Source organism: Sphaerisporangium sp. NPDC005288 (assembly GCF_040607475.1).
In the GTDB taxonomy this organism is placed as follows: domain Bacteria; phylum Actinomycetota; class Actinomycetes; order Streptosporangiales; family Streptosporangiaceae; genus Sphaerisporangium; species Sphaerisporangium rhizosphaerae.
The window spans coordinates 1-25,348 of the sequence record NZ_JBEXGT010000061.1 but is presented as its reverse complement, the minus strand read 5'-3'; the positions used below and the strand labels follow the sequence as shown (position 1 = coordinate 25,348).

Sequence of the window (25,348 nt, the reverse complement as noted above, 5' to 3'; positions counted from 1 at the left end):
TCTCAGTCCCGCGGCGGCGAGGTGCCCGCGGTCGCCCGCTCGCGGACGAGCGCGGCCCTGCGCTCAAGGGCGGTGTCGCCGCTGTGGTGGAGGATCTGCGCGGCGTAGTCGCCCGCTTCGGCGGCTTCGGGCAGTTCGCCGGTCCGCAATAGTGCCGTCGCGAGGCCGAGGACCGCGATGCCCTCGGAGCGGCGATCACCAGCCATGCTCCACGCCTGGTACGCGATGCGGAACTCGCGGATCGCCGCGGTGGGCCCGCCGGCCGCCAGATGCCTGATCCCGCGGACGGTGCGGGCGCGCGCGTAGCACCGTACCAGCGCCCGGACGACGCCACCGAGCCGAAGTCGCGCTCTCCTGGTCATCGCGAGGTTCTTCCTGGTCAGCCGCAACTTGTCCCGGGCGCTGGCCTGCCGGTGGATGGCGGCCGCCCGGCGCAGCACCGAGGCGGACTCGCGGTAACGTCCGGCGTGGCGCAACGTGGTGCCGAGATCGTGCAGTGCGTCGGCCATCAGCTCGGGGGCGTCGAGGTCACGGGCGAGCCCGATCTCCTCGCGGTGCACCGTGAGCGCCTCGTCGAGGTGGTTCAAGTAGCGCAGGGCGAGGGCCAGGGCGTTGACCGCGCGGCGTTCGCCGTCTCGATCGCCGGTCTCGCGGCAGATCCGCGACGCCTCCTGGCTGGTGGCGAGCGCCGCCTCGTAGAGGTCGTCCTGTAGTTGCGCGACGGCGAGCTCGACGAGCACGACGCCTTCGTCCTCCGGCCTGCCGGCGTCTCGCAGGATGTCCGCCGACTGACGCAGCGCCGTGGCGGCCGGGCCCGGCTGACCGTCGGCCCGCAGGACCTCGCCGAGGTGGCGCAGGGCCGTGGCCATGGCATGCCGCTCGCCGAGGGTTTCGTAGACGTCGGCGGCCGACCGCAGATTGTAGGCCGCCGGCTGAAGCTCGCCGGCGAGACGGTGGGCCATGCCGAGGTTGAGAGCCGACTCGGCGAAGCCTTCCCGGTCGCCCAGATCGTTGAAGGAGCGGGCCGACGTGTAGTAGGCCCCCGCGGCCTCGCCGTACCTGTCCATGTGCCAGAGGGTGTCACCGGCGGCGCGGAGCACCTGGGCGAAGCGGTGCTGGTCGTGGATCTCCTCGCAGAGCTCGCGGTTGCCCATGTGGACGGCTATGGACTCCTCGTACCGCCCCTGCTTTTGGAGCGCTTCGCCGAGGGTGAGCGTCGCCTCGGCCTCGTGACGCCGGTCGCCGAGGTCACGGAAGATCTCGACGGCCCTCCTCGCGGCGGGCTCGGCGTCGTCGGGGTTCTCCACGTCGAGGTAGGTGTGCGCGAGGTTGTTCAGGGCGATCCCCGCGTCCGTCCACTCTTCGAGCGCGGTGAAGTCGGCCACGGCCGCGCGCAGGGTGTCGGCCGCCTCCGCGAGGCGGCCGCCGTCCCGCAGGGCGCTGCCGAGATTGCCCCGCGCCTGGGCGAGCCCGGCGGGATCCCCCAGGTCCTGGAGCAGAGCGACCCCTTGGGCGCACGCCGCGATGGCTTCCTCGCCGCGGCCGAGCCGCCGCAGGACGCTGCCGAGGTTGACCAGGCACGCGGCCTCGTTGCCCGGGTGACGGCGCTGTCTCGCGATGGCCAGGGCCCGCTCGTAGACCACCACCGCCACGTCGTCGGCCGTCCGGCCCGGCGTCTCGCGCACCGTGTCCACCGCGGCGAGCAGGCTCGTCGGCTCGCTCCGCCGGTCCCGCGGCGCCGGCCAGGCGGCTCGCGCCTCCTGGACACGGTCCAGGAGGTCCTGCGACCGGTCGAGTTCGGGCCGGTACACGGCCGGGTTGACGGCCGCGACGCGGCGCCATATCGCCACCGACTCGGTGACCAGCTCGTGCGCCTCGTCGAGGATGCCGACGTTGTGCAGCCAAAGACCGGTGTTGTGCAGCGAGACCGCCAGCCAGGGAAGGTAGGCGTCCGGGTCGTCCTGGGCGAGGCGACGGCGGATCGCCAGCGCCTCCGCGGCGGGCACGACGGCGTCCGCCGGCCGTCCGTGCGCGCCGAGACGCATGCCGAGGTTGTCGAGCGACCTGGTCAGATAGGTGAGCTCGTCGCCGAGATTGGCGGTGTCCATGTTGATGTTCGCGACCCGGAAGCCGTCGACCTCCTGGATCCGCGGCGCGGGGGCCGCGGTGAGCTGCCGCCGGATCGCGACGGCCTCCTGGGTGACGGCGAGCGCCTCGCCGTGCCGGTCGGCGAGGTCCAGGAGGTTGCCGAAGTCGTCCAGCGCGGGCGCGAGCGCGCGCAGGTACTGGTAGCTGGACTGGCTGTGCCGGCGCATGATCGCGACGGCCTCCTCCACGGCGGCGACCGCCTCCGCGGTACGGTCCGACGCGTTGAGCGCCATGCCGAGTTCGTTCAGCGCGGCGGCCAGGCTGAACAGGTGCGTCTCCGGGTCCTCGGCGCTCAACCGGCGCAGGATCCCCACCGCCTTCTCCGCCTCGCGCGCCGCCTCCGTTCGCCGGCCGGTCCGGGCGTAGGCGGTGACCAGGTCGCGATGGGCCTCGGCGAGCGCCGGCGGGTCGTCCGCCGAGGCCAGGACGCGGCCCGCGAGACGGATCGCGACCTCCGCCGCGGGGATGTCGAGGGTGACGTGCTCCTGGCGGGGGAGGTCGTCGTGCAGGGACTGCAGGACGTCGAGCACGTGCGGCCAGCGTTCGGCGGCGGCGTTCAGGAAGGTCAGGACGCGGGGCGCGTGCCCCGGGTAGGGCTCCCCGAACGGCGGCCGGAACAGGGTCTCCGGCACGTCGTTGGACCAGGGATCGGGCTGGAAGTCGGGATGGCCGTGGCCGTCGAGCGTCAGCGCGAGGAAGTCCTCCGCCAGCCGGTCCGGCATGAGCGGCTCCAGGACGTTGACCCGTTCGGAGTCGGTCGGCGGGTAGCACACGCCGTGCTCGGCCAGCGCCCGCTCGGCCGGGACCTCCGGTAACACCCGGTCCAGGATCTGGACGGCCTGCTCCCGCCGCGCCGGGCCCACCAGGGTGGCGGTGAAGACCAGGCGCGACATCACCCGGTCGGAGGTCGCGAACCAGAGCCCGGCGGAGGAGTTCTCGTGGAGCTGGCGCCAGTTCTCGTGTTCGCGGTCCAGCAGGTAGACGGTCAGCCCCAGCACGTCCTCCGGCAGGCCGCGGCCTCGCGCGCGGGCGTCCACGGCGGCCAGGGCGGCCATGTGCACGGCCAGCGTCAGCCCGAAGTCCGGATGGCTCAACGTCCGGGGCGGCCGGATGCCCTGGAGTTCCTCCGCCGTGACGGCCTCGTAGTGCGCCCCGAAGTCGTCCCTGGCCACCCTGAACATGTCGGCGCGAACGTCGCCTCCCGCCGAAAGGCTCGCCAGGGAATGGGTGGACGTCTCGATGCCGGAGCGAAGCTTGGCGATCTTTCCGCGGACGGCCGGCCACGCCTGGGCCGAACGCGCCAGCAGGAGCACGCGCACCGGCACGTCCTGCCGCAACAACCGGTTCTGGAACAGCCAGCTCAGGTAGCTCATCGGCCATCTGTCGGCGTAGTCGACGACCAGGAGGACGCCCTGACGATCCGCCAGGCGCAGATCCTGGCCGCCGGCCGTGGGCGGGTGGGCGTCGGTGCCCTGGACGGCGTCGACCACCAGCCAGCCCTGGGCGTCGCTGAGCGCGGCGAAATGCCTGGCGAGCCGGGTCTTGCCCTGGCCGCCTGGGGCGTGCAGCCAGCGGACCGCCGTCTTCGGCGCCGCCTCCCGCCACGCGAGGAGGGCCGCGACGTCGTCCTGCCTCCCGGAGAACGCGACGACCTCCGCGCGTGCGTCGAGCAGGCGGCTGGGTTGAGCGACCGGCGAACCCGGCGCGTACCCCTGCGAGGGCCGGTACCGGAACAGCAGATACACCGGGGTGCCGTTGCCGAAGATGTGGATGTCGGCGCCGATCGCACCGTAGGCGTTGCCGGCCACCGCGTGGATGTGCTGCTGGACGTCTTCAGGTCCGGGCTGGAAGTCTCCTGCGGCGGTCATCGCCGTGGCTCACCGCTGGGCCGGGGGAGGGCCGGTCACAGGAGCGTGGAAGTGGACGTCGCCACCCATCGCGCCCGCCGCGACCGATCCCGGCCCGGACGCGGTGATCGTCTGAACCCAGGTGCGCTGGGCCGCCGGCAACGCCGCCTGCGCCCGCGTCACCAGACTCCGCAGCTCGTCGGCGGCGTCGGGCCTGTCGGCCAGAAGATCCTCCAGGATCTGCTCCCATCCGCCGCGCAACCGGGTGCGCGCCTTCTCGGGGTCCTTGGCCCGCTCGATCTGGGCCGCGTTGCCGGCTAGCAGGGCCTCCGCCTCGTCGGCCTGTTCCTCGGGCCGAAAGCGCCGAACGAACTCCGCGACCTGGAGGCGGACGGTGTCCCAGGCGGATGTCGCCATCGCCGCCACGATCGTCGTCCCGGCGGTGGTGACCAGTTCCTCGAGCATCCGCGTCTCTCCGATCGTCTGCTGTCGAACGCGCGCGAGTAGTACATCGGCCGGCGGGCCGAAATCGTGACAACCGGGCGGAGCGGATCAGGCGGGTCCTGTTCGCGCTTCGCCGCTCCAGACCGGTGCCGTCATCCCGTGGGCCAGGCGGTGAGCTGGAACCAGACGGATTTGCCGTAGGGGTGGAGGTTCCAGCCCCATTTGTGGGACAGGCTCTCCACGATCGCGAGCCCCCGGCCGGAGGTCTCCATGGAGCCGGCGCTTCTCAGCTCCGGAATCGCGATGCACGAGTCGTACACGTCCACGGTCATCAGCTCGCCGTCCCGGCCGACGGCGATTCGCACGGTGGACGATGTGGCGGCCGGTGCGGCGAGATTCACCGCGCCGTGCGTGAGCGCGTTGGTGACGACCTCGGACGCCAGCAGTTCCGCGATTTCCGGCGTCTCTTCGGCCGCGCACCAGTCGAGGGCGACGTCCCGGACGAACCGTCGTGCGGAGGCGACGCATTTACGGTCGCGCGGTATCCATTTCTGCCCCAGCAGGGCCACCGGACCGCCGGGCCCGTGAGCGTATTCACATGACGTTCTGCCGGCCTCTACCGCCCCTGACATGATCTTTCTCCTCGCTGCGGAATTCGTATGCCAAGGGTGCCGAATGGTGACTACGCTCGGTAGGCGAACGGTTACCAGTCCGCCGGTTTGAAGGTCGGCGGCCGTTCCTTGAATCTTCGCGATTGGGGGCACGATGGTGGATCGGTACACACCTCAGGCCATCTGGGGCAGAGAGCTACGGCACTACCGTCAGGCGGCGGGGCTCACCCAGGCCCAGCTCTCCCAGAAGATCCATTTCAGCGAGTCGCTCATCAGCGGCGTAGAGACCGGCCAACTCCCCGCCAGCCCCGAGTTCGCCCAGTCCTGCGACACCACCCTCACCACCGACGGCGCCCTGTTTCGCCTCCTGGACTGGAGAAAGGGCCAGGTCTTCCCTGCATGGTTCGGACAGTGGCATGACAAGGAGCGAGTCGCCACTGCTCTGCATGCGTATGAGCCGATCCTGATCCCCGGCCTGCTGCAAACCCCCGAGTACGCCTTCGAGGTGCTCTGTGGTGATGAAGCAGCTGTGCGGGCTCGCATTGAGCGTCAGGAGATTCTCACGCGGGAGGATCCCCCGCCCCCTCTATATCGGTGCATCATCGACGAGGGAGTGCTGCACCGACTGATCGGCTCTCCCAAGCTCATGCGCGACCAACTTCAATACCTGGCCTCAATGGTTACATCTCGTATCAGTGTCCAGGTCGTACCGCTCGGTGGTATGAATGCTGGGCTGCTCGCTGGGTTCATGCTCGCTACTTTGCAAGGAGCAGACGAGGTAGCTTATTTGGACACCGCTGTGCGCGGAGTGGTGACCGCCGATCCGGACGACGTTGCGGCCGCCGTCCGAAAGTTCGAGGCCATTCGGATCGAAGCACTGCCGCTGCAGATGTCGATTGATCTCATCAAGAGAACAGCGGAGGAACAATGGACCTAGATCACGTCAAATGGCAGAAGTCCAGCTACACGGGTAACAACGGAGGTAACTGCGTTGAGGTCGCGCAGTCGCTGAAACTGATCGCTGTCCGAGACTCCAAGCGTCCCGATGGTCCTAGGCTGTTCTTCACGCCCGGTGAGTGGAACACCTTCATCGGGGATGTCAAGGCTGGGCGATTCGATCGGGCGTAGTCACAGGTGACTTGGTCGCCTGAGATCATGCTCGGGCGACCAAGATCTCAATTGGGCGCAACCACTTCAGTATCGCCGGTCACAACCACAACACGGCAACTCACGTTCAGTGACGGGCCCTTGAGGCGAGCGAAGGATCTTACAGCTGAAAGTTGACTGGCAGTGAGGTCTCTGACCTGCGGCGACGAGTTAACGATTCGAGAAGACCAGTCAAACCGCACCACGGCGGCACGAACCCTCCGTAGGATCAGTACCGAACTGTGACCACAGACTGGAATCCTGATACGCCCTGGTACACCGGTCGCCGCCGCCGCTGGAATGGAGAAGTACGTGCTGAAGTCGCAAGCACGCCGCCGCATCGCCACCAAGGCTGCCATAGCGGGAGTTGCCGGCACGGGCGTCCTGTTCATCGGTCTTCCCCAAATGTCGGCCATTGGGGCCACGCCCGTGACCTATAGCTGCACCGGTGGGAGCGGCGCGACAGGCAACATCTCCGTCGATGTGGTGGCCGCGAGGCCAACTCCTACTCCCAGTGAGCCCGTCGACGTCACGGTCAGCGTCGGAACCGCGCCTACGCCATTGACCGTTGGAGCTCAAGCCGTCCCTGCTGGAGAGTACGTCTGGGTCGAAGGCCAGGTCGCTGTCACACCGATGGCAGGTAACCCGATCACGGCGCAGACTCCTACTGCGACGTCGTCCATCTCGGTCTCTCCGACGGCGACTCCCAGCGCGACGCTCCCCTTGCCACTCACCGGTGGAGTGGTCACTGTCACCCCCACGGCGACCGGAACTGTCGGCGTGGCGGCTCAGAAGGTCGTGGTGAAAGTCGGCCCCACGGGTGCCAACGGTTCGCCGAGTCCGACCATCAGTTTCACTTGCACGGCTCCGCCAGCGGCCACGCCCGCAAGGCTTTCTCTGGTCGTGAAGACGGCCAGTGCTTACACGGATCCCTACAACACGCCGACTCCCACTCCCACGCCTACTCCGACTCCCACGCGGGCGACTCCCACTCCTCGGCAGACGCACACTGTGTTCGAGACGGTGACGCACTCGCCGAGGAATCCTCAGCAGGTGACCAAGAAGCCGGTGGCCGGGGCGGCGACCGGTGGGGGCGGGGACGCCGGGCCTGACGGGCGGACGTTCGTGCTGGTGGGCACCTCGCTGGTCGCGGCGGCCGGAGTGGGCGGGTTGTTCCTGCGGCGGCGTCGTCCGCAGCACAACTGATCGGAGGCGCTCGGGGTGACGATGCCTCCGGAATACCCGTACCAGGACGGTCAGGGCGTCCAGCAGCCCGGCCACCCGTACGCCCAGCAGGTCTACTACCAGTACGCCGGGCCCGGCGGCGCGTACCAGGAGCCCGAGCGGGCCGATCGCGGGCAGATGATGCGGGCCGTGCTCATCCTGGCCGCCGTCGCCGGAGTGGTGACGGTGGTGGCCGGCCTGCTGCTGATGATCAGCTCGCCGGAGGAGTACAACCTCACGGACGCGCGCACCCCCCTGAAGCTCCAGGCGCAGCCTCCGGCCGGGGCGTTCGCCCCCTCGGTCGGCCCGGGCGGTCCCGGGCAGCCGTTGACACAGGCGGACCCGACCGCGCCGCCTCCCGCTCCGCCGCTGCCGGCGGCCCCGGCGATGCAGCCGTCCACGCCCAGGCGCCTGATCATCAAGAAGCTCGGCATCAACGCGCCCATCCAGTCGGTGGGCACGGACAAGAAGGGCGCCATCCAGACGCCGCCGATCAACAACCCGAACCTGGTCGGCTGGTACCGGTACGGGCCGACGCCGGGTCAGGCGGGCCCCGCCGTGATGCTGGGCCACAAGGACACGGTGTCGCGCAGCGCCGTGTTCGCCCGGCTGCGTGAGCTCCAGTACGGGGACACGATCGAGGTCACCCGCATGGACGGCACGGTCGCGATCTTCACCGTCGGCGGCATCGAGCAGGCCGCGAAGGAGACCTTCCCCACCAACCGCGTGTACGGGAACGCCGACGCGGCGGAACTGCGGCTGATCACCTGCGGCGGAAGCTACAACCACATCACCGGCCACTATGTGGACAACGTCATCGTGTACGCCAGGATGACCAGCACGCGCAAGGCGTCTTCGCGCGGCTGACCTGCGCGTCCGTCCGCTCCGGGCCACGGCCGAGGAGGGCGGGCGGTGACCTGGCCCTCCCGTCCACGGAGGATTATTCTGTTGTAACCTCGGATAGACCGAACATTGCTCGGTTTCATGTGGTGGGACGGAACCCAGGAGGCACTGTGGCAGAGGCGTACATCGTCGGGGCGGTCCGTACCCCGGTCGGCAAGAAGAAGGGCGGCCTGTCCACCGTCCACCCCGTCGACCTGGCCGCCCACACCCTCAAGGCCCTGGTCGAGCGCACGGGCGTGGATCCCTCCGCCGTCGAAGACGTGATCATGGGCTGCGTCATGCAGTTCGGCCCGCAGAGCATGGACATCGCCCGCAACGCGTGGCTGTCGGCCGGCCTGCCCGAGAGCGTCGCGGGCGTCACGATCGACCGGCAGTGCGGCTCCTCGCAGCAGTCGATCCACTTCGCCGCCCAGGGCGTCATGTCCGGCACCCAGGACCTGGTCGTCGCCGCCGGCGTCGAGTCCATGAGCATCGTCCCCATGGGGTCGAGCATCACCGCCGCGCTGGAGAAGGGCATGCCCTTCCCGTTCGGCGAGATGTGGGTCGAGCGGTACGGCAAGCAGGAGATCTCGCAGTTCCGCGGCGCCGAGCTGATGTGCGAGAAGTGGGGCCTCAAGCGCGACGAGCTCGAACGGTACGCCTACGAGAGCCACCAGCGCGCCGCCAAGGCCATCGCCAACGGCCACTTCAAGGACCAGATCGTCCCGATCAACGGCGTCGAGGACGACGAGGGGCCGCGGCCGGACACCACGCTGGAGAAGATGGCGGGGCTCAAGACGCTGCGCGACGGCGGCCAGATCACCGCGGCCACCTCCTCGCAGATCTCCGACGGCTCGGGCGCGGTGCTCGTCGCCTCCGAGCAGGCGGTCAGGGACCACGGCCTGACGCCCCGGGCGCGCATCACGACGCTGGCGCTCACCGGCGACGACCCGGTCTACATGCTCACCGCGCCGATCCCGGCGACGCGCAGGGCGCTGGAGAAGGCCGGCCTGTCGATCGACGACATCGACGTCATCGAGATCAACGAGGCGTTCGCCCCGGTGCCGCTGGCGTGGCTCAAGGAGATCGGCGCCGACCCGGCCAGGACGAACCCCAACGGCGGCGCCATCGCCCTCGGCCACCCGCTCGGCGGCACCGGCGCCATCCTGATGACCAAGCTGCTGCACGAGCTGGAGCGCACGGGCGGGCGCTACGGCCTGCAGACCATGTGCGAGGGCGGCGGCCAGGCCAACGTCACCATCATCGAACGGCTCTGAGCGCACCCGCGCGAGACGACGGCGGTGTGCCGCTTCCGGTGACACGGACGCGGGACACCGCCGTTTCGGGTTTCTCCGGGGAAGACGCATCGGCTTCCACATCCGGCACGGCGCTGGTACGGCCCGGCCCCCGTGGCCGGGCCGTACCAGGTGGTCTCAGGCCGGGATCAACTGCCACTGCTGGTTGACGCCGCCGTTGGCCGTCCATTGCACGACCTGGGCGCCGTCGGAGGTCGACGCGCCGTACACGTCCGCCAGCAGCCCGCTGCCGTAGTTGACGATCGTGTAATAGCCGTCGCCGGTGGACCGCAGGTACCACAGTTGGTTGGTGCCGCCGTTGGCGGTCCACTGCTGCAGTTGCAGCCCCTGGGTCGTGCTGCCGCCGTTGACGTCGAGGACCTTGCCGGTGGGGACGTAGCGCAGGGTGTACGCGCCGCCCTGACCGCTGGTGACGGTCCATGCGGCGGAGCCGGTCTGCTGCACGGCCTTGGCGCCGTCGGCGGACGAGTTACCGGCCACGGCGAGCGGCTTGCCGCTGTTGCGGTTGACGATGCGGTAGGTCGCGCCGGACACCGGGCCGCTAGAACCGGATCCGAGGTTGAAGTACTCGATCGCGTCGGTGAACGTCGTGGCGCCCGACTTGGTGGTCGTCAGCACCAGGTACACCCGTGAGCCGCTCGCCGGTGTGGTGAAGGTGACCGGTTGGGTGACCCGCGAGCCGAGCGGGATGTTCAGCGTGGTCTGCCCCGACGCGATCACGGTGCCGTCGGGGCGGTCGAGCCGTGCGGACCAGGAGAATGCGACGGAGGTGTCGCGCAGGTCGTCGTTGAAGACGGTGATGTCGCGGGTCACGGAGGCGTTGGAGGCGTAGGTGTTCACGGCCTGCGGCAGCGGAAAGGTCCCGTTGGAGTCGGAGGCCCCGGACGCCGACCAGTAGGGAAGGTCGATCGCGGCGACCGGGTTGAACGCGGCTTGGACGCGCTGGACCTGGGGGTTGCTCCACGGGTCGGACAGGTTGTCCGCGCCGTAGAGCGGATGGCCGCCTTCCTCGGGCACGAAGTCCGTGGTGCGCACGCCGGGCACGAAACCGGCCCATGCCGACAGCAGGGTGTACGGGCGCAGGTCGGCGGCGTCCTTGCCGCGCTTGGCGGCCGTCGCCGTGGCGAACCACATGAAGCCCTGCTTGGTGTTGCACTTGTTCCAGACGTACTCGCCCTCACCGTCGGGCCGGCCCGTCACGGTGGCCACCCGCTCGCCGTACTGTCCGACGCCGTCGAGGTAGTGCGCGAAGACCGCGAAGTTGGCGTACCTCATGTTCGGGTACCGACTGGGCGAGTCGGCGCCGGGCGCGGCGTCGAGGCTGACCGGGCGGGTGCCGTCGTTGCCGTTCATCGCCGCGTAGAGATCCTGCTCGAACTGCTCGGAGTCATTGCCGAAGGTCGGTTCGTTGGCCTGGCTCCAGCGGATGACGGCGGGATGGTCGCGGTCCCGCAGCGTGAGTGCGCGGGCGTGGGCCACCATGTTGTCGTGCCCCGCGACGAAGTCCTGCGCGCTGCCGCGGATGCCGGTCTCGTCGATGATCATCAGACCCATCTCGTCGGCCACGTCGAGCATGTAGGGGCTGGCCGGTTCCTGGTGGATGCGCGCCACGTTGTAGTTGAGCCGCTGGTAGTTGTCCACGGCCTGCGGCCAGCCGCCGTTGCCCGCCGAAGGCGGGAGGAAGCCGGGCAAGGTGTCGTAGGCGTCGCCCTTGCCTCCGTTATTGACCCGGTCGTAGTCCGCACCCTGCAGATTGTCACCGCGGAAGTTCACCCGGACGCCGTTGATGTAGTAGTACTCACCGCTCTGGGTGGTCTCCCGGAACCCGAACCGGTAGGTCGCGTCACTCGTCCGGCCGTCGTCGGCCGCCGCGTGAACCTTGAGGCGGTGAAGCTGGGCTCGGTACCCCGACCGATAGGGGACGTTCGGCCACCAGTAGGAGGTGGTGCCGAGGTTCCACGCGACGGAGTCGACCGTGACCTTGGCCGTCGACCGCGCCCCCACGGTCACGGTGCGGGCCGGCGGCGCCGGGTAACTGAAGGTCCCGCCACCGTCCGACGACAACTCGCCGGTCACCGTCACCGATCGGGCGCTGCTCGAGGTGTTGGTCACCCACACGTCGTAGCCGAGTGTCTGGTTCGCCACCGACGTGCGGATGAAGGTGTCACTGACGTACACGGCCGGATACACCCGCAGGAAGGCGGAGCGGTAGATGCCCTGAGGGACCGCCTCGGACCAGTCGGCGGCCACGGGTACGACGTACTTGCCGTTCGCCGAGTTCTTCAGCGCGCCGCGGCCCTTCACGTCAACGGTGATCGTGTGAGTGGTCCCCGGGGCGGCGTAGGCGCTGATGTCGAACTTCGACGGGGTGAAGGCCGTGGTCTGCGTCGCGACCACCCGGCCGTCCACCGACAAGGTCGCCTGGTGGTTCACGGCGCCGAACTCGATCCACGCCGACTGCGGCTGTCCCGAGTCCGGCACCGTCACCGTCCGCGAGTACACCGCCTGGGACACATCGGTGAACCCCTGCTTGTACCAGCCGCCTCCGGGCACCTTGATCGATGTCGTCGACCGGCCCGCCGGGGTGAAGCTCCACGTCCCGGCGAGATCGACCGAGGCGACCGCGGCATTGCCCGCGGTGAAGCCGTCGATGTCCCCGGGGGCGGCGGCGACCGTCGCGCCGGGCTCCGACGGCGCGGACCGCTGTGCCGCCACAGCCGGCTGAGCTCCCATCATCGCGACCAGGAGCCCCGCCATCACGGCCGGCCACCTGCCCGCCGGACGTCGAGGACGGGAGGAGGGATCGCTCCGCTTCATGGGTGATCCTTTCGGGGGGATGTCCGTGCGGCGCAGCTCTCGGTCCGCCCGCCGCCCGCGACGCCACATGGCCGCGGCGTGGTAGGACATCACACGTAATACCTAAGATTCCTCCCGTCAAGGCTTATGGTCGCACTTAGATGGGATGTCTCCGGTCGTGTGGCTTCACCATGGCGACCTCAGATGCCGCAACCCCGGCATGATGCAACTTTCAGATCGCATCGGATGCCCCGACATGGGATGTATCCGCGAGTTCGCGATTGGCGCGGTTGAGACGGCGGTGTCCCGCCCCCGGGAAGGTGAGGGCGGGACACCGCCGTTTTCCGGGGCTCCGGGAAGGGGAGACCCCGGCGAGCCGCCGCCTGGCGGCGTCAGCGGCCCTTCGGCTGTCGCCGGGGCGGCGTGACGCGCCGTACGGGCGCCGGCGGCACCGGAATCCGGCGTGGGGCCGGAGGCAGGTGCCGTTCGGGCTGCGAGGAGCCCGGCTGGGCGTCCGGCAGGATCAGCGGCGGAGGAAAGATCGGCTGATGAAGGTCCGGCGTCACGGGCGGCAGGTCGCTCGCCGTGAGCAGGATCTTCGAGGTCGTGGCGGCCTTGCCGCTCTTGGGGTGGCCATTGCGCGCGGGCATGCACGTCTCCTTACGAATGACGACGCGGCAGGGATTCATGCCGGTCGGAGCCTCAGCCGCCGCGTCAGGATGGACGGGACCAGAGAGCTGAGTGCGGAGCGATCAGGCAACGTGCCCGATCGGCGCCGTCAGTAAGGAAAAATGCGCATACCTCGACAGTACGGACCCGCCGTACGCCCCACAACCGATTTATGACCTGGCACGCAGCGTCCGGGGAGTCAGCCCGGTGGCTCCGATCACAGCCACGAGGCGGCCTGGTGCGATGACGGCGCCCGAGGATCACCGTCCGGCGATCGCGAGGGAATGAAGTCCCGGCACCCTTGACCGCCGGGCTGACGGCAGGGCGCACGGTGGCGAACCACCGTGCGCCCCTTGGGCTTCACATCAGCCGGGAAGCAGAACCTGGCTGCGGAAGATGTAGTGGTCCGAACACGGGTGGTTGTCGTCGCCGCACGTGCCGACGTCGGTCAGGTGCTGGGCCCGACCGGGAGGCACGTAGAGGTGCCATCGACTGGCGAACACGTAGTCGATCTTCTGCGGCAAGTTGCCGCTCAGTTTGTTGCCCCAGTGCGTGGGGTTGCCACTCTGGCGGGGGACGCATGAGCCGTTCTCGCCGCAGTCGCGTTCCTGGTCGACCTCGTTGAACTCGCCGGTGCCCGCGGGGTCGGCGTAGATCGTGCCGAGGGCGCCGTTGGAGGGTGGCACCCGGATGTTGAAGTCGCCGGCCAGGATCAAGGGCATCGTTCTCGCCTCGGGACCGAAGACGCGCGCCATCTCGCGGACCTGCTTCTCCGCGACCTCGTACGGGTTGGGCGCGGTGTCGTCGTCCTGCTGCAGGTGCGTGGAGCACGCCTTGAGGTCGCGCCCGGCGCCCGGCAGCCGGGCGACCACGCAGGCCACGCTGCGGTCGACGCCCAGGAGGGCCTCGCCCGGTTGGGCGATGCGCTCCTCCAGTTCGTCGTCGGCGTTGAAGACCCATCCCTGGTGGCTGACCATCGACCCCTTCACCAGCACGGCGTTCCCCGCTGACACCCGCGTGTCCGGTGAGACGGTACAGTCCGGCACGATGAAGTTGCTGGCGTGGTAGTAGCCCGACATCTCGTACCCGATCTCACGGAGTCGGACGTTGAGGTGGTCGAACTGGCGCAGGCAGACCTCGTTCAGCGAGATGACGTCCGGGTTGCGGACCTGCACCTCCTGCACCAACCGCTCCACGACGTCGTAGCGGCCCTTGTTCTTGTTCCCTCCGGCGAGATTCCAATGCAGCACGTCGACCGACGTCAGTGTGTCGCTGGGAACGGGGACGAAGGCGACGGCGTCGAAGGCGATGTCCTGGGTGCCGTCGCCGTCCGGGGTGACAGAGGACAGCTGGACGTCGGGCTGGTTGTTGAACCTGAACGTCCCGAGCGAGGCCCAGCGGTTGCCGTTGCCAGGTTGGCTCAGCGTGCTGACCCGTTCGCCGTTCGCGGTGCGGACGACGTACCGGGCCTTGGTGGTGTGGGCGCCGTGGTCGGGCAGCGCGACGAGCACCTTCCACAGTCCGGTGATCGACTGGTTGAGTCGCCACGTGGCGTCGACGCGCAACCTGCCGCCTTCGTCCTGTGCCGTGCGGGTGTGGGTGAACCAGAAGTGTCCCCCGAACCCGCCGCCGATCTGGTGGGTGTCGGCCTTACCGGGATAGTTGCCGTTCGAGTCGGGATGGAACTGGAACGTGAACGTGCCCTGGTTGGTCCAGGTCCTGTCGCAGTTAGGCCGGATCGACGGCGTCCCGTCCGGCAGGTCGTCGATGATCTTGGCGCCGGACGGCAGCCCGCTGAGCGAGCAGTTCGGCGGGTACGCTGTGCCGTCGTCCTGGTAGGCGTAGCCGGGGTCGAAGCGCAGCAGTTCGTTGCCGCAGGTTTCGGGACAGTCGCTCTTCCACGTGGAGGGTTGGTGGTACCAGCACCTGAGGTCGCGCTGGCCGGCCGCGTTCTTGTGATCGCACGGCCCGGCCGGCTCGCCGATCACGTCGGGATCGGTGGGCGGGTAGGTGGCGCCCGGGACGCAGTTGTTGCTGGCGTCGCAGAACTGGTGCGGGGGCGGCTTGACTTCCGAGCGGTTCTTGGGGGCGGTGGTCTCGTCGCCGTTCCACCACGCGGGGCGGTAACCGGACACCAGGACGTCGGGCGACTCGAGCACCTCGACCGGATGACCGGCCCAGCCCAGCACCTTCTCCGGATACGGCCAGTGCTGCGGGTGCGCCGCGTCCTGGTAGGTGCGGTCGAGGAAGGCGTCGCGGTTGGCGGGGTACTTGGGGTTGTCCGGGTTGTTGGCCCACCCGACACCCCACGCGCCGCCGTTCTGCCCCGCCTGGGACTGCGGGTAGAACCCGGAGTTGTACGCCCACACCGCGAAGAACCAGTTTTCGATTTTGGAGACGTCACCGTTGTTGACCACCAGGCCCGCCGAGCGGGTCTGATTCCACTTGTCCTGCAGGATCCGCAACCCAGCGGCCACGTTCGCCGCGAAGTCCAACGCGACGGCGCGCTGGGTCTGGTACGGCATCGCGGTCTCGCCGGGCTTCTCCTTCCCCGCGAGCCGCATGCCGTCGGTGACCTGGGTGACGCCGTAGCCGCAGTCGGCGTCCGACCAGCGAATGGTCCAGTCGTCAGAGGTGTCCGCGTCGTAGATGTCGAGCCCGTAGTAGTTGCCGATCAACGGGTTCGCGGTCACTCCGGGCACCGCGAAGCGCGCCGCCTGCCACAGGTTGGACTCCTGCGCGGCGATTCCGAGCATGATCTGCGCGGGCACCGCGCCGCCGCCGACCAGCGCCCGCGGCGGGAACAGGCCCTGCGGGGTGTAGGCCGGCATGCCGAGGTTCTTCCAGTTCGCCGGCCGTGACACGTTCAGTACCCCGCGCACGGCCTGGTCGACCGCCCATTCGACCTGGCGCGGCTTGGGCTGCATCACCTGGTTGCGCGGGTCGTTGCGGGGCACCGAGCAGTACCGCTCGGCGAAGTCGGCCGGGTCGGTCGGACTCGCCAGCAGAGCGGCCTGCCGTCGACTCTCGCCGACCGGCGCGGCGCCGGCCTCGGGCGTCACGGTGAACGCGGTGGCGGTCCTGGTCTTCGTCGCGGTCGCCTTGACCGCCAGCCGCTGCGGCCCGGGCAGGCCGGCCACCGCCGGGCCGGTCGCCGGACTCGTCGTCGGCAGCACGGAGGTGACCACGAGCTCACCATCGAGGGAGGGCCGCGATCCGGGGGGCGCGTCCAGCCCCGAAACGCCGCGCGAGCCCGTCGCGAACGCCCCGGCACCCAGCACGAACACCCGGCCACCCCGCCCGGAGGTGACGTCGAGCCCGGTCAGCGAATTCGAGGCGAGCGTGGCGGGGACGGCACGCCCCTTCGCCGGCACGGACACCCGGCGGGCCCGCGCCCGGTCGGCGCCCGACCGCTCAAGGTAGACCACGCCGCCGGCGGCGTCGGCGGCCACGTCGAACGCCACGCCCTGTGTCGCGGCGAGCACCCGTCGCGATCCGTCGCCGGCGACCCGGACGAGTGCGCCGCTGTCGGCCGCGACGATCCCGTCCGCCACCGGCACCGCCGACGTCAACTGGCCGGGGACCTCGATCCGCGCGTCGATCCGGGCCTTCTCCGCGTCCACCCGGATCAGCCGCGTGCGGCCCAGGTCGGTGTCCCCGCCCTGTGTCAGCACGGTCTGCTCACCCGCGCCGCACGCCGGCGTGAAGTACGCGAGGCTCGATCGCACCGGCAGCCGGGTGACGTCGCCGGTGGTCAGGTCCACCACCGCAGTGAAGCCGCCCCGATCGAACAGCCGCTCGTCGTTGGTGAAGGTCCGTGGCGCGTACACGACGACGGCGCGCCGGCCGGAGGCCGTCACGCACATGTTCCCGATCCACCGGTCGGTCTCCACGCCCGGTTCGCTAAGCGTGGAGACGGTCTTCCAGGCGTATCCCGTCATGGCGTCGGCGGCCAGGATGTGGAAACCGCCGGCATCCCCTGTCGCCAGCAACGCCCGGTCGGTGGAGTCCCGCCATCGTTCGCCCAGAACCCGGGCCCGGTCGGCTGCCGGTACGGCGGCGGGTGCGGTCGCCGCCACCGGTCGTGCACGCACGTCTTCCTCCGGGCTCGGGCCTGGGACCGCGGCGAGGGCCACGGGCTGCACGCCGAGCAGGCCTGCGAGCAGGCCGACCATCGTCATACCTCTCGATAATCTCGCTCTCATGCCCGCAATGTGCTCGATTGCAAGCGGAACGAAAACAGGTTTGCGGCACAACGCAAACCGCCGCTTTCCCGTCATACTGGACGTGATGTCGCATAGGACGGGGACGCATTGCTACGAATACACTTCACCACCGATGACCTCGCGCGAACCAGCCTGAGCTCGATGGTCGACCCGTTATGGGAGGTTCTGTTAAGCCACTTCTTACTGGGTGACCGCAACAGGCCGGTGTACTTCCAGCCGTGGCTGGCGCGGCTCCGCAGGCGCTCCGACCTGCTGGCCATGATGCGGCCGGCGGGGACGCTCCTCTCCGCCCTCGCCCCGCCTGGCCCTTACTTTCCCGACTTCCTCACCCCACCCGAGTCGGCGGCCGGGCTCGACGCCGGCATCGACGCCGTGAGCGCCACTGGCCGGCGACGGCTGGGGGATGAGCTGAACCTGCTGCACCAGACCAACCAGCGCCGCGGCCGCGCCACTCCGGGCTGGCTCGCCGGTCTCACCGACTCGCAGAGCGGCGCGCTGATCTCCCTGACGACCGCGCTGCGCGATTATCACCGGGCCGTGGTGGGTTCCCACGACGACCTGATCCGCGCGAGCGTCGAGGCCGACGTCGCGCTGCGGGTGAGAGTGCTGCTCGCCGGCGGCGTCGAGGCGCTGTTCCGCAGCTTCGAGCCGCTGATGCGCTGGCGCCGGCCGGTACTGGAGGTGCGCTACGACGTCGAGCAGGACCTGTACCTGCAGGGGCGGGGTCTGCGGCTCGTGCCGTCGTTCTTCTGCCACGGGTCGGCCGTGTCGCTCGCCGACCAGGACCTGCCGCCGGTCCTCGTCTACCCGATCACGCCGGAACACCGCTGGGACACGATCACCGCTGTCGATCCGGGCCCACTGTCCGAACTCATGGGCGCGACCCGCGCCGCCGTGCTCGTCGCGCTGCGGCACAGCGCCTCCACGACAGAACTGGCCGCGACTCTGTACACGTCACTGGCGTCGATGAGCCGCCACACCAAGACGCTCCGGCAGGCGGGGCTGATCACCAGTGAACGGCGCGGGCCCGCCATCCTGCACACCCTCACCCCGTTGGGCTGGAGGCTCCTGGACGGCGCCAAGGTCCGGGCCTGACCCTTGCACCGCGACGTCAAGGTCTTGTCCGGCGCCCCGGCACCTCACACAGGATGCGGCTACGAAACTCACACGATCAGTACGGCGACATCAGCACGCATCGGCGCCACTGCTCACGGAGGCGGGGGCTCGTACACGGGCGACAGGTCGGGGAGCACCACGCGGACGAGCGTGCCCTGGCCGGGGAGCGAGCGCAGCGTCGCCTGGCCGCCGTGGGCGGTGGCGATGGCCTGCACGATGGCCAGGCCCAGCCCGCTGCCCTCGCTGCGGGCCGAGTGGTGGAACCGGTCGAAGGCGAGCGCAGCGTGCTCCGGAGACATCCCAGGACCGTCGTCGCCTACCTCCAGCACCGCGGGGGGCGTCAGCCGTACGGTTGCGACCGTCCCGGGCGGGGTGTGCGCGCGGACGTTCGCCAGCAGGTTGACCAGCACCTGGCGGATCCGCGCCTCATCCACGACGGCGACCAGCCGGCCCGGCGCCTCGACGGTCACCGGGTGGTCGGGGTCCAGCGCGGTGAAGTCGTCGGCCACCTCGGCGGCGACCGCGGTCAGGTCCACCGGCGCCATGGTCAGCGGCGCGCCCTTGTCCAGGCGGGCCAGTTCCAGCAACTCGGAGACCAGCCGGGTCATGCGCGCCGCCTCGTCCTCGATGCGGCGCATCACCTGCGGCACCTCCTCCGCGGGGATGGCGCCCTGCCGATACAGCTCGGCGTACCCGTGGATGGTGGTCAGCGGGTTGCGCAACTCGTGCGAGGCGTCGGCGGCGAAGCGCCGCACCCGCTCCTCCGAGGCCCAGCGCGCCGCGAACGCGTCCTGGATGCGGGTCAGCATGAGGTTGATGGTCGAGCCGAGCCGCCCGGCCTCCGACCGGCCCTCGGGCATGCGCGCCGACAGGTCGCCGCCCTCGGCGACGAGCTGCGCCGTCGTGGCCATGCGGGACAACGGCGCGAGCCCCCTGCCGATCAGTGACCTGCCGAGCAGGGCGAGCAGCGCGATCAGCACGACCCCGGTGACCAGCTCGGTCACCACCAGGCGGCGGACCGCGTCCTCAACCTCGTCCAGCGGCACGGCGACGACCACGACCCGGTTGCCGACCGTCATCCGCGCCGCCGCGGCGCGCAGCCGGTCGGTCAGGGCGAACGGACGGCCACTGTCGGCCAACCGCTGCAACCGGGCCCCGCCCATCCGTTCCAGCATCTCGGGGACGTGCACCGCCTCCGGGTCGTCGCCGGCCAGCAGCCGCCCCCGGTCGGTGGTGAGGTTCAGCAGGGCCACCGCGGAGGTCGGACTGGCGTTGACCAGCGCGATGTTGGACGCCCGCACCAGGCGGGCGGCCGAGGCCGTGGCGGCGGCGGCGAGCGTCGCGTCCGTGCGGTCGAGCAGGTGGCCGCGCAGCACCAGCACACTGACGACCGACAGCGCCGCCAGCCCCACCGCGGTCACCGACAGCAGCCCGGCGAGGAGCCGTCCCCGCAGCGTCTCGGCCCGCCACCTCACCGGCCGGCGGGAGGAGGAGGCTTCGCGGGCGGGCGCCGGGCGCGGGCTCACCGGCTCAGCCGTCGGAGGCCGGACGCAGCGCGTAGCCCACGCCCCGCTGGGTGTGGATCAGCGGCGGGCCCAGCGGGTCGAGCTTGCGCCGCAGGTAGGAGACGTAGGTCTCCACCACCTGCGACTGGGTGCCGAACCCCCACACGTTCTCCAGCAACTGCGCCTTGGTGAGCACCTGGCCGGGGTGGCGCATCAGGAACGCGAGGAGGCGGAACTCGGTGGGGGACAGCTCGACCAGCGTGCCACCCCGCCGGACCTCCCAGCGCGCCTCGTCCAGCTCCACATCGGCCACGGTCAGGACGGCGTGCTCGGCCGTCAGGGACCCGGACCCGGACCCGCCGCGGCCGCCGCCCCGCCGCAACACCGCGCGCGCCCGGGCCACCAGCGCCTCCACCGAGAACGGCTTGGTGACGTAGTCGTCGCCGCCCAGCGTGAGACCGTGAACGGTGTCGGCCGGGGCGTCGCGCGCCGTCAGGAAGATGACCGGGACGTCATCGCCCTCGGCGCGCAACCGCCGGCACAGCTCGAAACCATCCAGATCGGGCAGCATCACGTCCAGCACGAGCAGGTCGGGCATGCCGGAGCGGGCGATCTCCAGCGCCTCGTGACCCCGGGCCGCGCTGACCACCTCGAACCCGTGGAAGCGCAGCGCCATGCCCACCAGGTCGCGGATGTTGCGCTCGTCGTCCACGACGAGGACCCGGGGCTTGTTCGTCTGGTCGCTCATCCGTCCTTCGGTCACTCCTGCGTCGGTCCGTCCTCGGTCCTTGGCCGGCCGGTGTGTGGTCGGGCGGACCTCGGCAGGTCCGTCCCCGGCCGGTCCGTCCGTGGTCGGGCGGTCCTTGGTCGGTCAGTTTCTGGTCTTCTTGGGCACCACCACTCCCTGCGCCGTCCGGGCGTCGCCGTCGGGCCGGCCCAGGACGAAGACGCCGTCACCCGACGTCAGAGCGGAGGAAGCGGACTTCGCGCCATTCTTGCGAACTTTAGTATCCGTGGTCAGCGCCCACGTCCAGCTCGTCCCGTCGGCGCTCTTGACGGTGACCGAGCTCGCGGACGCCGCGGTGACCTCGCCCCGCTGCCAGGCGTAGGTGGCGTAGCCGCCACCGCGGGCGCGGACGGTGGCCTCGCCGTGCACGCCGATCAGGCCGCGGCGCAGGGCGGCGCGGAGCCGGGGGTGGTCCTTCGGGTCCTTGGCCAGGCCGGCGGCCTCGTCCGCGGCCGAGTCGGCCGACAGCAGCTCGTAGGGGACGCCCGTGCGCGCCTCGCTCGTCTGCGCGCCGCCCGCCTGCGCGTTGCCCGCCTGCCGCGCGAGGGCGACGCCGCCGAGCGCTCCGACCGACAGCGCGCCGGCCACCGCTCCGGCGACCAGTGTTCCGGTGAGATTCCTCATGATCCCAAGGACACCGGACACGGCTAGGAGAACGGCGAGGAATCCCTGGGATATCCCGGTGAACGGACACCGCCGCCACCGGGACCGGCGGGCTACTTCTGCGGGACGCGGGCCACGCAGAAGACCGTCTGGCCGAACGGCGGGCGGATGAAACGCTCGATGAAACGGGTCGTCGGCACCACGGTGCGGTCGTAGATCTTGACCAGCCGCGGGTCGGGATAGCCGACGCCGCCGCGTCGCACGGCCGCCCACCAGGCCAGGCCGCCGAGGAAGTTGATCGGCTTGAGCACCTCGGCCTTCAGCCCGGCCTCGGCGACCGTCTTGCCCAGCGTCGCCGGGGTGTACCGGGTGATGTGGCCGACCTTGCGGTCGAAGTCTCCATAAAGCTGCATGTAGCCGGGCACCCAGATGACGATGCGGCCGCCCGGCTGGGTGACCCTGGCCAGCGACCGCAGGGCCTCGACGTCCTCCTCGATGTGCTCAAGGACGTTCATCAGGACCACGGTGTCCACCGGGTCGGCGAGGGGGATGTCGGTGGGCAGGCCGAACTGCAGCACCTCGATGTCGTCGCGCCCGTCGAACCGCTTGCCGAGCTGCTCGACGCAGTAGGGGTCGAAGTCGCTGACGACCAGACGGTCGAGGCGGGGGAGGAACTGCTCGGCGAAGTGGCCGAGGCCCGAACCGATCTCGAGCATGGACCTGCCGACGTGCGGGGCGACCATGTCGAACTCGTACTGCCGGTAGTTCTTCGCCTCGTCGCCACCGAGGTGGTTCTCCAAGGCCTCGTCACCGGCCGCAGGTTGCACCACGCGGTCATACCCAGACATGCGTCCCGCCCAGCTTCGCTCACGGAAAACCGCGGCCCCGAACGAGGCCACGGCTACGGATGTGGATCGAGTCTAGCCGCCCTGATCCGCGCCGGTCCCAACTTCCCGCCGAGCGCGACCGGAAACACTTGACGCGAGTCTTCCCATCCCTTTGCGCGCAGACCTCCAGGAAACTACCTTTTGTCGCGCAAGGATCTTCCAAGGAGCCCGCGACGGACGACGACGAGGCGATAACCCGGTCCCTGGCCGGCGATCTCGCCGCCTACGAGGTGCTGGTCGCGCGCTACAGCGCGGTGGCGCATCGTACGGCTGCGCTCCTCGGCGCCGGCCAGGAAGCCGAGGACGTCGTCCAGGAGGCGTTCGTCAAGGCGTTCCGCCACCTCGCGACCTTCCGCCGCGACGCCGCGTTCAGGCCGTGGCTGCTGCGCATCGTCGCGAACGAGACCCACACGATGACCCGGTCGCGCGGGCGCAGGGCCGAGCTCGTGCTCAAGGCCGGCGCGGAGCCCGACCTGCGCGTCCCCGACGACCCCGAGGGCGCCGCCATCGCCACCGACCGCCGGGCCAGGCTGCTGGAGGCCGTGCGCACGCTGCCCGACAGGGAACGCCAGGCCGTGGTCTGCCGGTACTTCCTACAGCTCTCGGAAGCGGAGACGGCGGAGGTCCTCGGCTGGCCGGTCGGCTCGGTGAAGTCCCGTACCTTCCGAGGACTGGCACGGCTGCGGAAGGAGGTGGGCGGTGAACTCTCCTGACGGTCCGAACGACAGCACGGACGACATTCCGAACGGCGACCCGGGCGGCGGCGCGAACGACGGCACAAGCGGCGGTCCGAGCGGCGGCGCGAACGACGGCACAAGCGACGGCACAAGCGGCGGCGCGGGCGGCGGTCTGGAGGCCGAGCTCCTGGCGCTCGGCGAAGCGCTGGACATCCCCGCCCCCCCTCCCGCCGACGTGGCCCGCTCCGTCCGCACCCGCCTCGAAGGGCTGACCACCGAGGAACCGGCCGCCCCTCCCGGCCGGTCGCCGGAAACTCGCCGGCCGGCCCGCAGGCCCCGGTGGCGGTGGGTGGCCGCCGGTGTCGCCGTCGTCGTGGCGGCGCTGCTCGGGCTGACCCCTCAGGGGCAGGCCGCCGTCGCGCACGTCCTGAGGCTGGCCGGTGTGGAGATCCACGTCGGCGAGCCCGGGCCGCTGCCGTCCGGAGTGCCGTCCCCGCTGCCCGGCGAGCGGCGGGTGACCCTCGACCGGGCCCGCGAGCTGGTCGCCTTCCCCGTCAGGGTGCCCGCCGAGCTGGGCGAGCCGGACGACGTCCGCGTGAGCGACGACGGCCGGGTGCTGTCGCTCTTCTGGCCCGGGACACGGCTGGACGCCTACGACGGCACGCTCGAGGTGGTCTGGCGCAAGGACCTCCCCGGGCCGTTCCCCGAACAGGTCACCGTAGGCGCCTCGCCCGGCTGGTGGGTCTCCGGCCCCCACGGGCTCACCTACATGCCCCGCGCCGGTGCCGGCTCCGAGCCGGTGCAACGCCGTGCCGCCTCCACCCTCATCTGGCAACAGGGCCAGACCGGCTATCGCCTGGAAGGCCCCGCGACCTCGGCCCAAGCCCTGAGAATCGCCGCCTCCCTCCACTGACCCATTTACCGCGAGCCGCTTTTGGGATCGTCCGTAATCGGGTCAATGGATGACCGATATTGCGCGGTAAGTGCGGGCGGGTGATATCTCGATCAGGTGCCCGGAGGCGGCGGGGGGAGGTCGGGGCCGCTGGTGCTGGGGGGTGAGGTGGGGCTGCCGGTCCGGGAGGACGGCGGGGGAGGGGGAGCCGTGGGGCCCGTCTGCGAGGGAGGGCTCTTCCTCGGCTTGGACGTGCGGGTCGGCTTGGCCGTCCGGGACGGCGCGGCGGTCGTGGTCGGGGCCTGAGGCCTCGCGGTCGGCCGTGCGGACGTCGCCGGAGGCGGGGGCAGGTCCGTCCCCCGGGGACGGGGAGTGGCCGTGGCCCGCTTGCGCGTCGGTGTGTGGTCGGCGGTGGGCGGCGGCGGGGGCGACTCCACGCCCATGAAGGGAGCGGACGTGGACGCTCTCGAGGTCGGCCGGCCGGAGGGCGTCTGGATCGCCGCCGGCGTGTCGGACCCCCCTCCGGAGGACTCCGGCCAGGCGAACCAGATGCCCGACCCGGCGGCCACCAGCAGCGTCAGCCCGACCACGATGGGGCCGCGCCGGTCGTTGCCGAGCCATCGGCGGATCGGCCCATCGTCTCCGTCGTCCAGCTCCATCGAGGTCTCCCACGTGCGCCATCGGTCCGCGCGGGGACCGCTTCCAGCGGAATTCTTGGCATACGGCGGACGACGTCGCGGTGAAGAAGGTTCATCCCAGTTGTCTCGCACGATGCTCAGTCTCCGGGGGCGGGGTTCCTCGTCGGTCACCCGACGCACATCGCGGCGGTCGTCCCTGCGTGTGCATTCAGGTGTGGGTTAAGACCGCAACGCAGTCAACAGAGTATAGAAGTTTGTTATGTGATGAAAGTGATATGAGCAGCTGGGGCGTCCTCCCGTATATTTCTGACTGCTTTGCCAGTACCAGATTTTCCATTTGCATCTATGTCAGGAGAGCGATCCCCGTGCTGAGGAGGGATGACCCCGCTGCGCTGGAGCGGCTCTGCCGCGAGTATGGAGATCATCTCTACGACTACTGCCAGTCGTTGCTCGACGATGAGGACGCCCTCTCGGCGACGGTCGGAGCGTTGTACGGAGCCGTGGCGCACACCGACCGGCTCTACGACGCGACGCGGCTGCGCGCGTGGCTGTACTCGCTGGCCCGCGCCGAGTGCCAGGCACGCCTGGCCGGGGTGGCCCACAAGGGCTCCTACGCCCGGCAGGGACGCGGCGGGTCGCCCGAGCTGGGCGTGGAGGTGCTCGCCTGCCTGGAGCCGCGTGAGCGGGAGATCCTTGATCTGATGCTTCGTCATGGGTTGAAGTCCGACGAGGTGGCCCGGGTGCTGGACATCTCGGTGGAGTCGGTGGAGTCGGCGGCGCGTGCGGGGCGGCGTCATGCCGAGCAGTGGCTGGCGGCGGTCATGGACGCCCGGGGCGCAGAGCCGCGGTGTTCGGTGCTGCCGGGGCTGGTGAGGTCGTGGGCGGAGTCGCCGACGCGGCTGCTGCGCGCGCACATCACCCGGCACATCCGCTC

The 25,348-nt window shown here is 70.3% G+C and carries 20 protein-coding genes; 9 read left to right on the top strand and 11 right to left on the bottom strand.

What is annotated here, in order from left to right; genetic code table 11:
* Nucleotides 1–2: 2 nt before the first annotated feature.
* From ABZU32_RS37015 to ABZU32_RS37005, 3 genes are all read right to left on the bottom strand, one after another.
* Complete coding sequence (locus ABZU32_RS37015) at nt 3–4,016, bottom strand: tetratricopeptide repeat protein (protein WP_354930407.1); 4,014 nt, start codon at nt 4,014–4,016, stop codon at nt 3–5.
* 9 nt (nt 4,017–4,025) lie between these two features.
* Nucleotides 4,026–4,460, bottom strand: coding sequence for a hypothetical protein (locus tag ABZU32_RS37010; protein WP_354930404.1), 435 nt, complete (start codon nt 4,458–4,460; stop codon nt 4,026–4,028).
* A gap of 131 nt (nt 4,461–4,591) precedes the next feature.
* On the bottom strand, nt 4,592–5,071 hold the full coding sequence (locus tag ABZU32_RS37005) for an ATP-binding protein (RefSeq protein WP_354930401.1): 480 nt from the start codon (nt 5,069–5,071) through the stop codon (nt 4,592–4,594).
* A gap of 133 nt (nt 5,072–5,204) precedes the next feature.
* Here ABZU32_RS37005 and ABZU32_RS37000 point away from each other — a divergent pair, with 133 nt between their 5' ends.
* From ABZU32_RS37000 to ABZU32_RS36980, 5 genes are all read left to right on the top strand, one after another.
* The gene (locus ABZU32_RS37000; RefSeq protein ID WP_354930398.1) at nt 5,205–5,987 is read left to right on the top strand and encodes a helix-turn-helix transcriptional regulator; all 783 of its coding nucleotides are present in this window, start codon (nt 5,205–5,207) and stop codon (nt 5,985–5,987) included.
* Nucleotides 5,978–6,178 (top strand): DUF397 domain-containing protein, encoded by a 201-nt coding sequence (locus tag ABZU32_RS36995; protein WP_354930395.1) that lies wholly within the window; start codon nt 5,978–5,980, stop codon nt 6,176–6,178. The genes ABZU32_RS37000 and ABZU32_RS36995 overlap by 10 nt, the downstream gene beginning before the upstream one ends.
* A 1,071-nt stretch (nt 6,179–7,249) precedes the next feature.
* Nucleotides 7,250–7,402 (top strand): hypothetical protein, encoded by a 153-nt coding sequence (locus tag ABZU32_RS36990; protein WP_354853392.1) that lies wholly within the window; start codon nt 7,250–7,252, stop codon nt 7,400–7,402.
* Nucleotides 7,403–7,423: 21 nt separating this feature from the next.
* Entirely contained in the window at nt 7,424–8,287 is an 864-nt protein-coding gene (locus ABZU32_RS36985; RefSeq protein WP_354853458.1) for a class F sortase, read from the top strand.
* Nucleotides 8,288–8,433: 146 nt separating this feature from the next.
* Complete coding sequence (locus ABZU32_RS36980; RefSeq protein WP_354930392.1) at nt 8,434–9,579, top strand: acetyl-CoA C-acetyltransferase; 1,146 nt, start codon at nt 8,434–8,436, stop codon at nt 9,577–9,579.
* Nucleotides 9,580–9,735: 156 nt separating this feature from the next.
* On the opposite strand, the gene ABZU32_RS36975 is transcribed toward ABZU32_RS36980, so the two are convergent.
* The 3 genes from ABZU32_RS36975 to ABZU32_RS36965 all read right to left on the bottom strand — a co-directional run bounded on the left by ABZU32_RS36975 (nt 9,736) and on the right by ABZU32_RS36965 (nt 17,264).
* On the bottom strand, nt 9,736–12,435 hold the full coding sequence (locus ABZU32_RS36975; RefSeq protein WP_354930389.1) for an RICIN domain-containing protein: 2,700 nt from the start codon (nt 12,433–12,435) through the stop codon (nt 9,736–9,738).
* Between the two features lie 371 nt (nt 12,436–12,806).
* Nucleotides 12,807–13,064, bottom strand: a complete 258-nt coding sequence (locus ABZU32_RS36970) for a hypothetical protein (protein ID WP_354930386.1) — start codon at nt 13,062–13,064, stop codon at nt 12,807–12,809.
* A 384-nt stretch (nt 13,065–13,448) separates the two neighbouring features.
* Nucleotides 13,449–17,264 carry an endonuclease/exonuclease/phosphatase family protein gene (locus ABZU32_RS36965; RefSeq protein ID WP_354930383.1) on the bottom strand — a complete coding sequence of 1,272 codons (3,816 nt, stop codon included), beginning with the start codon at nt 17,262–17,264 and terminating at the stop codon, nt 13,449–13,451.
* A 186-nt stretch (nt 17,265–17,450) separates the two neighbouring features.
* Here ABZU32_RS36965 and ABZU32_RS36960 point away from each other — a divergent pair, with 186 nt between their 5' ends.
* Nucleotides 17,451–18,404: a transcriptional regulator gene (locus ABZU32_RS36960; RefSeq protein WP_354930380.1), complete on the top strand. Its 954-nt coding sequence runs from the start codon at nt 17,451–17,453 to the stop codon at nt 18,402–18,404.
* A gap of 113 nt (nt 18,405–18,517) precedes the next feature.
* On the opposite strand, the gene ABZU32_RS36955 is transcribed toward ABZU32_RS36960, so the two are convergent.
* The 4 genes from ABZU32_RS36955 to ABZU32_RS36940 all read right to left on the bottom strand — a co-directional run bounded on the left by ABZU32_RS36955 (nt 18,518) and on the right by ABZU32_RS36940 (nt 22,150).
* A complete protein-coding gene (locus tag ABZU32_RS36955; protein WP_354930377.1) occupies nt 18,518–19,951 on the bottom strand; it encodes a HAMP domain-containing sensor histidine kinase in 1,434 nt (477 codons plus the stop codon).
* Between the two features lie 4 nt (nt 19,952–19,955).
* Nucleotides 19,956–20,678 (bottom strand): response regulator transcription factor, encoded by a 723-nt coding sequence (locus tag ABZU32_RS36950; RefSeq protein ID WP_354930374.1) that lies wholly within the window; start codon nt 20,676–20,678, stop codon nt 19,956–19,958.
* A gap of 123 nt (nt 20,679–20,801) precedes the next feature.
* Nucleotides 20,802–21,341, bottom strand: a complete 540-nt coding sequence (locus ABZU32_RS36945) for a hypothetical protein (protein ID WP_354930371.1) — start codon at nt 21,339–21,341, stop codon at nt 20,802–20,804.
* A 92-nt stretch (nt 21,342–21,433) separates the two neighbouring features.
* Nucleotides 21,434–22,150, bottom strand: coding sequence for a class I SAM-dependent methyltransferase (locus ABZU32_RS36940; RefSeq protein WP_354853368.1), 717 nt, complete (start codon nt 22,148–22,150; stop codon nt 21,434–21,436).
* A 146-nt stretch (nt 22,151–22,296) separates the two neighbouring features.
* Between ABZU32_RS36940 and ABZU32_RS36935 the strand changes: the two genes are divergently transcribed.
* Nucleotides 22,297–22,920, top strand: coding sequence for an RNA polymerase sigma factor (locus ABZU32_RS36935; protein ID WP_354930368.1), 624 nt, complete (start codon nt 22,297–22,299; stop codon nt 22,918–22,920).
* Complete coding sequence (locus ABZU32_RS36930; protein ID WP_354930365.1) at nt 22,907–23,797, top strand: hypothetical protein; 891 nt, start codon at nt 22,907–22,909, stop codon at nt 23,795–23,797. Before ABZU32_RS36935 ends, ABZU32_RS36930 begins: the two co-directional genes overlap by 14 nt.
* A 92-nt stretch (nt 23,798–23,889) precedes the next feature.
* On the opposite strand, the gene ABZU32_RS36925 is transcribed toward ABZU32_RS36930, so the two are convergent.
* The gene (locus ABZU32_RS36925; protein ID WP_354930362.1) at nt 23,890–24,435 is read right to left on the bottom strand and encodes a hypothetical protein; all 546 of its coding nucleotides are present in this window, start codon (nt 24,433–24,435) and stop codon (nt 23,890–23,892) included.
* A gap of 344 nt (nt 24,436–24,779) precedes the next feature.
* On the opposite strand from ABZU32_RS36925, the gene ABZU32_RS36920 reads away from it, so the two are divergent.
* Nucleotides 24,780–25,348 (top strand): sigma factor-like helix-turn-helix DNA-binding protein (locus ABZU32_RS36920; protein WP_354930359.1); only part of this gene is annotated, 569 nt, incomplete at its 3' end.

Coding starts and splice junctions, on each gene's coding strand:
- ABZU32_RS37010 (WP_354930404.1), bottom strand. CDS start 4,460: ATGCTCGAGGAACTGGTCACCACCGCCGGGACGACGATCGTGGCGGCG.
- ABZU32_RS36945 (WP_354930371.1), bottom strand. CDS start 21,341: ATGAGGAATCTCACCGGAACACTGGTCGCCGGAGCGGTGGCCGGCGCG.
- ABZU32_RS36995 (WP_354930395.1), top strand. CDS start 5,978: ATGGACCTAGATCACGTCAAATGGCAGAAGTCCAGCTACACGGGTAAC.
- ABZU32_RS36950 (WP_354930374.1), bottom strand. CDS start 20,678: ATGAGCGACCAGACGAACAAGCCCCGGGTCCTCGTCGTGGACGACGAG.
- ABZU32_RS37000 (WP_354930398.1), top strand. CDS start 5,205: ATGGTGGATCGGTACACACCTCAGGCCATCTGGGGCAGAGAGCTACGG.
- ABZU32_RS36975 (WP_354930389.1), bottom strand. CDS start 12,435: ATGAAGCGGAGCGATCCCTCCTCCCGTCCTCGACGTCCGGCGGGCAGG.
- ABZU32_RS36985 (WP_354853458.1), top strand. CDS start 7,424: ATGCCTCCGGAATACCCGTACCAGGACGGTCAGGGCGTCCAGCAGCCC.
- ABZU32_RS36965 (WP_354930383.1), bottom strand. CDS start 17,264: ATGACGATGGTCGGCCTGCTCGCAGGCCTGCTCGGCGTGCAGCCCGTG.
- ABZU32_RS37005 (WP_354930401.1), bottom strand. CDS start 5,071: ATGTCAGGGGCGGTAGAGGCCGGCAGAACGTCATGTGAATACGCTCAC.
- ABZU32_RS36970 (WP_354930386.1), bottom strand. CDS start 13,064: ATGCCCGCGCGCAATGGCCACCCCAAGAGCGGCAAGGCCGCCACGACC.
- ABZU32_RS36960 (WP_354930380.1), top strand. CDS start 17,451: ATGGTCGACCCGTTATGGGAGGTTCTGTTAAGCCACTTCTTACTGGGT.
- ABZU32_RS36925 (WP_354930362.1), bottom strand. CDS start 24,435: ATGGAGCTGGACGACGGAGACGATGGGCCGATCCGCCGATGGCTCGGC.
- ABZU32_RS37015 (WP_354930407.1), bottom strand. CDS start 4,016: ATGACCGCCGCAGGAGACTTCCAGCCCGGACCTGAAGACGTCCAGCAG.